We start from the raw sequence: 2,760 nt of genomic DNA on the forward strand, positions 1-2,760 counted from the left end.
AAAAAAAAAAAAAGAAAAACCAAAAATAAGAAACACAAATCAAACGGTGCCGGCTCGCCGCGCGTCATCGAGGGCCGCGTCGAGCCCGCGGACGAGGACCCGAAGAGTCCCGGGCGCCCCGCCCGCCCCACCACCCGTCACAACCGGAATGAGGACCACTGATGGAGTCGGCTGAAATCCGCCGCCGCTGGCTGCGCTTCTTCGAGGAGCGCGGGCACAAGGTCGTGCCGTCGGCGTCGCTGATCGCGGACGACCCGACGCTGCTGCTCGTGCCCGCGGGCATGGTCCCCTTCAAGCCGTACTTCCTCGGCGAGGTCAAGCCGCCCGCGCCGCGCGCCACGAGCGTGCAGAAGTGCGTGCGCACCCCCGACATCGAAGAGGTCGGCAAGACCACCCGCCACGGCACCTTCTTCCAGATGTGCGGGAACTTCTCCTTTGGCGACTACTTCAAGGAAGGGGCCATCAAGTACGCCTGGGAACTGCTGACCTCCTCCGTCGCCGACGGCGGCTTCGGCCTGGAGGCCGAGCGGCTGTGGATCACCGTCTACCAGGACGACGACGAGGCCGAGCAGATCTGGCGCGACGTCGTCGGCGTCCCCGCCGAGCGCATCCAGCGCCTCGGCAAGGCCGACAACTTCTGGTCCATGGGCGTCCCCGGCCCCTGCGGCCCCTGCTCCGAGATCAACTACGACCGCGGTCCCGAGTTCGGCGTCGAGGGCGGCCCGGCCGTCAACGACGAGCGGTACGTGGAGATCTGGAACCTCGTCTTCATGCAGTACGAGCGCGGGGCGGGGCGCGGCAAGGACGACTTCGAGATCCTCGGCGACCTCCCGAGCCAGAACATCGACACCGGCCTCGGCCTCGAACGCCTCGCGATGATCCTCCAGGGCGTCCGCAACATGTACGAGACGGACACCCTGCGCGTCGTCATCGACAAGGCCACCGAGCTGACCGGCGTGGCCTACGGCGCGGCCGTGGCGAGCGACGTCTCGCTGCGCGTCGTCTCCGACCACATGCGCACCTCCGTCATGCTCATCGGCGACGGCGTGACCCCCGGCAACGAGGGCCGCGGCTACGTGCTGCGCCGCATCATGCGCCGCGCCATCCGCAACATGCGCCTCCTCGGCGCCACCGGCCCGGTCGTCCAGGACCTCGTGGACGTCGTCATCGACACGATGGGGCAGCAGTACCCGGAGCTGGTCACCGACCGCAAGCGCGTCGAGACCGTCGCGCTCGCCGAGGAGGCCGCCTTCCTCAAGACCCTCAAGGCCGGCACGAACATCCTCGACACCGCCGTCACCGAGACCCGCGCGACCGGCTCGACGGTCCTCCCCGGCGAGAAGGCGTTCCTCCTTCACGACACGTGGGGCTTCCCGATCGACCTCACCCTGGAGATGGCCGCCGAACAGGGCCTCTCGGTGGACGAGGACGGCTTCCGGCGCCTCATGAAGGAGCAGCGCGAGCGCGCCAAGGCCGACTCGCAGGCGAAGAAGACCGGCCACGCCGACCTGCACGCCTACCGCGAGATCGCGGACGCCGCCGGCGCCACCGACTTCACCGGCTACGTCCAGCTCGAAGGCGAGGCCCGCATCGTCGGCCTCCTCGTGGACGGCGTGCCCGCGCCCGCCGCGAGCGAGGGCGACGAGGTCGAGGTCGTCCTCGACCGCACCCCCTTCTACGCGGAGGGCGGCGGCCAGATCGGCGACACCGGCCGCATCCGCCTCGACAACGGCGCCGTGGTCGAGATCCGCGACGTGCAGAAGCCCGTCCCCGGCGTGCACGTCCACAAGGGCCGCGTCCAGGTCGGCGAGATCACCGTGGACGCCCCCGTGTGGGCCGCGATCGACCAGACGCGCCGCCGCGCCATCGCGCGCGCCCACTCCGCGACCCACCTCACGCACCAGGCGCTGCGCGACGCGCTCGGCCCCACGGCCGCGCAGGCCGGTTCGGAGAACCAGCCCGGCCGCTTCCGTTTCGACTTCGGCTCCCCGGCGGCCGTCCCGACCGCCGTCATGACCGATGTCGAGCAGCGCATCAACGAGGTCCTCTCGCGCGAGATGGACGTCCAGGCCGAGGTCATGTCGATCGACGAGGCGAAGAAGCAGGGCGCCATCGCCGAGTTCGGCGAGAAGTACGGCGAGCGGGTCCGCGTCGTGACGATCGGGGACTTCTCCAAGGAGCTGTGCGGCGGCACGCACGTGCACAACACCGCCCAGCTCGGCCTCGTGAAGCTCCTCGGCGAGTCCTCGATCGGCTCGGGCGTGCGCCGTATCGAGGCGCTCGTCGGTGTCGACGCGTACCACTTCCTAGCCCGGGAGCACACGGTCGTCTCGCAGCTCCAGGAACTGGTCAAGGGCCGTCCCGAGGAACTGCCGGAGAAGATCTCCGGAATGCTCGGCAAGCTCAAGGACGCCGAGAAGGAGATCGAGAGGTTCCGCGCCGAGAAGGTCCTCCAGGCGGCCGCCGGGCTCGCCGCGGGCGCCAAGGACGTGCACGGCACCGCGCTCGTGACCGGCCAGGTCCCCGACGGCACGGGTGCCGACGACCTGCGCAGGCTCGTGCTCGACGTGCGCGGCCGCATCCCGGGCGACCGCCCGGCGGTCGTCGCGCTCTTCGCCGTCACGGGCGGGCGCCCGGTCACGGTCGTCGCGACCAACGAGGCGGCGCGCGAGCGCGGCTTCAAGGCCGGTGACCTGGTCCGTACCGCCGCCAAGGCGCTCGGCGGCGGGGGCGGCGGCAAGCCGGACGTGGCGCAGGGCG

Annotated in this window: 1 protein-coding gene; it reads left to right on the forward strand. The window is 70.6% G+C overall.

What is annotated here, in order from left to right:
• Window positions 1-161: 161 nt before the first annotated feature.
• On the forward strand, window positions 162-2,760 hold a 2,599-nt coding region (alaS, locus tag SSBG_RS25600; protein ID WP_008748956.1), incomplete at its 3' end, for an alanine--tRNA ligase.

This window comes from Streptomyces sp. SPB074 (assembly GCF_000154905.1).
Classification (GTDB): Bacteria; Actinomycetota; Actinomycetes; order Streptomycetales; family Streptomycetaceae; genus Streptomyces.